4 protein-coding genes are annotated in these 3606 nt (G+C 71.7%); 2 read left to right on the forward strand and 2 right to left on the reverse strand.

All coding sequences use genetic code 11. The features are described 5' to 3' along the window. Positions 1-1038: M14 family zinc carboxypeptidase (locus tag VGX25_RS05090; RefSeq protein ID WP_326916418.1), on the reverse strand; the 1038-nt coding region annotated here is incomplete at its 3' end. Between the two features lie 82 nt (positions 1039-1120). Here VGX25_RS05090 and VGX25_RS05095 point away from each other — a divergent pair. Further along, positions 1121-2596 carry a TIGR03560 family F420-dependent LLM class oxidoreductase gene (locus tag VGX25_RS05095; RefSeq protein ID WP_326916419.1) on the forward strand — a complete coding sequence of 492 codons (1476 nt, stop codon included), beginning with the start codon at positions 1121-1123 and terminating at the stop codon, positions 2594-2596. 97 nt (positions 2597-2693) lie between these two features. Here VGX25_RS05095 and VGX25_RS05100 read toward each other — a convergent pair whose 3' ends face one another. Further along, positions 2694-3029 carry an MmcQ/YjbR family DNA-binding protein gene (locus VGX25_RS05100; protein WP_326916420.1) on the reverse strand — a complete coding sequence of 112 codons (336 nt, stop codon included), beginning with the start codon at positions 3027-3029 and terminating at the stop codon, positions 2694-2696. Between the two features lie 184 nt (positions 3030-3213). Here VGX25_RS05100 and VGX25_RS05105 point away from each other — a divergent pair. Next, positions 3214-3606: 2-oxoacid:acceptor oxidoreductase family protein (locus VGX25_RS05105; protein WP_326916421.1), on the forward strand; the 393-nt coding region annotated here is incomplete at its 3' end.

Genomic DNA, 3606 nt, shown 5'->3' on the forward strand with positions numbered 1-3606 from the left:
GGCGGCGTCGTCCTCGTTGGCATGCTCGGCCTCCGCCGGATCCGGCACGGCGGGACCGCGCGGCGGGATCTGGTCGGCCCTGGCCGGGTCGACGCGCCACAGCGAGCCGTCGGCCGCCGCGACCAGGGTGGCCAGCATCGACACGTAGGCCGTGGTGATCTGGAACTCCTCCTGCGCTTCGTCCACACTGGACAGCTCGAGCAGCATCGAGGCCGCGCCGAGGGTTCCGTAAGCGTTGCGGGCGATGCCCGGGTGGTCGGTGCCCGGGTACTGCGAAACGCCGGCGCCCACCGCCCTGGTCAGCACGTCGTAGTTGAACGCGGTCACCTGCTTGGACCGCGTCACCGCGTCCGCCGGAGCGGTCGGGACGGACGGCCAGAAGATCGAGGTGGTGATCGGCCGGCCGTCGGGGAACTGGAACCGGCCCTGCATGTGGTAGTCGATCACGATGGCCGGGCGCATCGCCCGGAACGTGCGCTGGATCGCGGCCGCCTCGGGAACCGGGTTGTCCTCGGGCGCCATGTCCGGGTTGTGGTAGCGGTTGATGTCGTAGCCCTGGCCACGCTGCCCGAACTCCGGATCCGCGTCCGGATCGAAGTTGTAGCGCCAGTTCCGCGCGTGCCCGTCCGGGTTGGCCCGCACGATGACACCCAGCGTCACCTGGCTGAGCAGCCGGCGGTGCCACGGCGTGCTCGGCACCCCGAGTGTCCACAGTGCACGGACGGCGGCCGGCGTGCCGAGCGGCTCGTTGCCGTGCTGCTGGGTGATGTACAGGATGCGGACCGGGCCGTGCCCGACCGTCGCGAAGTGGATCGGCCGGCCCTCGTTGCTGGTGCCGACGCTGCGCACGTCGACCCGGCCCCGGCTGGCCCGCTCCAGCAGATTGAGCACCTGCGCAAGGCGCTCGTTGCTGATGTCACCACCGACCAGCCCGGCAGGCGGCGCGTTCTCCTCCGGTGTCGCCTGCGCCGGCGCGGCCAGTAGTGCGGCGGCCGCCACGGCGGCGGTGAGAATGCCCAACAGACGTCGGATATGCATGACTGCGGCCCCTTTGCCTCGTCAACCCCCCGCCACCTACGTTAGGTCCCGGCGCAAGAGACGCCCGGCCTAGGCTGATCGGGTGATCCTGAACCTGCCTTCGCCGTGCGTGGTGGTGCTGGTCGGGCCGGGCGCCTCCGGCAAGACGACCTGGGCACAGGCCCACTTCCCGGCCGACACCATCGTGTCCAGCGACCGGCTGCGCGCGCTGGCCGGCGCCGGCGAGGACGACATCGCGGCCAGCACCGACGCCTTCGCGCTGCTCGAGCAGATCGTGGCGGTGCGGCTGCGGCGCCGGCTGACCACCGTGATCGACACGCTGGGCCTGGACACCGACCGCAGGCTGGCCTGGCTGGAGCTGGCCCGCCGGCACGACCTGCCGTGCGTGGCGGTCGCGTTCGACACCCCGGCCGCCGAGTGCCGGGCGCGCAACCGCGGTCGCGCCAAGCGGATCCCGGCCGACGCGCTGACCGCGCAGCTGCGCGCCTGGCGCCGGGTCCGCGACCTGCTCGGTACCGAGGGATACGCCGAAGTCCTTGCCCCGCAACCGGTTCGCGTGGTGCCGGCGGCGTTCGTCACGTCGTCGCGGGCCGCGGAACGCCAGCGGGAGCGGCCGACCGGGCTGCGGTTCGGGCTGCACCTGTCCACGTTCACGTTCACCGGCGGCACGCCCGCGACCGCCGAGCGGCTGCGCGAGATCGCCGCGGCCGCCGAGGACGCCGGCTTCGACGCGATCTACGTGATGGATCACTTCCGGCAGATCCCGCAGATCGGCCGGGCCTGGGAGAACTTCCTGGAGAGCTACACGACGCTGGCCTACCTCGCCGCGTGCACCACGCGGGCCAGGCTGGGCGCGCTGGTCACCGGCGTGACGTACCGCAACGTCGCGCACCTCGGCAAGATCGTCGCCACGCTGGACGTGCTCAGCGGCGGCCGGGCCGTGTGCGGCCTCGGCCTCGCCTGGTTCGCCGCCGAGCACGCCGCCTACGGCTGGGACTTTCCGCCCGTCGACCGGCGGTACGCGCTGCTGGAGGACGCGCTGCGGCTGCTGCCGCTGCTGTGGGGGCCTGGCAGCCCCGCGTTCGAGGGCCGGGTCCTGTCCGTGCCCGAGGCCGCCTGCTACCCGCGCCCGCTGCAGGAGCACGTCCCGATCATCCTGGGCGGCGGGGGAGAGCGGCGCACGCTGCGGCTCGCCGCGCGGCACGCCGACGCCGCCAACGTGCTCGGCGACCTGGACACCGTGCGGCACAAGGCAGCGGTGCTGCGCGCGCACTGCGCCGAGGCCGGCCGCGAGCCCATCGAGCTGACCCACCTGTGCACCGCGCTGGTCGGCGCCGACGACCGCGAGGTCGCCGCCCTCGTCGACCGGCTGCGCTCGCCCCGCCAGGACCCGGCCCGGTACGCCGCCGCGATGCACGCCGGCACCGTCGACGACCACGTCGGGCGGTTCCGCGAGCTGGCCGAGGCGGGCGTCGCCGAGGTCATGGTGCGGCTGCCCGACCTGACCGACGCCGAGCCGCTGGCCCGGCTGGCCAAGGTGATCTCGGCGTTCCGGTGAGTGGAGCGTGCGGAGCGAACCATCAGGCACTACCTGCGCCGAGGAACGGGGCGGCAGGGTGTCCGTCACCGAGCTTGCGAGGTGATGTCGTGACCTCTCATGGCACCTGCGCCGACACCTTCTTGGGCACGCACATCCGCCAGGCCTCGGTGACCAGCTCGCGCATCTCCTGCTCGTCGATCTCGGACAGCCAGACCTGCACCCAGTGGTAGCGCAGGTCGGACTTCCCCGGCAGGTGGAACTTCTCCGGCGCGCTGGCGATCAGCGCGTCCCGCTCCTCCTTGGGAAACCCGAACCCCATGATCGTCTCGTCCCGGGACAGCGCCACGAAGACGATCTGCCCGACCCGGAACTTGATCCGGTCGCGCACCAGGGCCTCGTACGCCCGGGGCAGCGACAGCGCCACGGCCCGGATCTGCTCGACGGTCACCACGCCGTGACATTAACCGCCGGGTCCGACACTTCGGACGCAGATGGCCGGCAGCGGGCCAAGCACCTCGGCGAATTTCGCTCGGGGCTGAACGATCGATGCGTGCTTGAGTGCCGCTCATGTGCCCCTCAGGCACGTCTCCGCATGCTGACGATGGGAACGAAGATCGGACGGAGGATCGGTACTGGTGACTGCGGAAGCGGGCGCCCCAGGCCCGTCGATCAAGCTGGACCGGGTGGTGATCCGGTTCGCCGGTGACTCGGGCGACGGCATGCAGCTGACCGGTGACCGGTTCACGTCCGAAGCGGCCGCGTTCGGTAATGATCTGGCTACGCTGCCGAACTTTCCGGCCGAGATCCGGGCTCCCGCCGGGACGTTGCCCGGTGTGTCGAGCTTCCAGCTGCACTTCGCCGATCACGACATTCTGACTCCGGGTGATCGTCCGGACGTGCTGGTGGTGATGAACCCGGCCGCGCTCAAGGCGAACATCGCGGACCTGCCGGCCGGCGGCACGGTGATCGTCAACACCGACGAGTTCACCAAGCGCAACCTGACCAAGGTCGGCTACACCGCCGATCCA

This window comes from Actinophytocola sp., assembly GCF_035942955.1.
Classification (GTDB): domain Bacteria; phylum Actinomycetota; class Actinomycetes; order Mycobacteriales; family Pseudonocardiaceae; genus DASYTH01.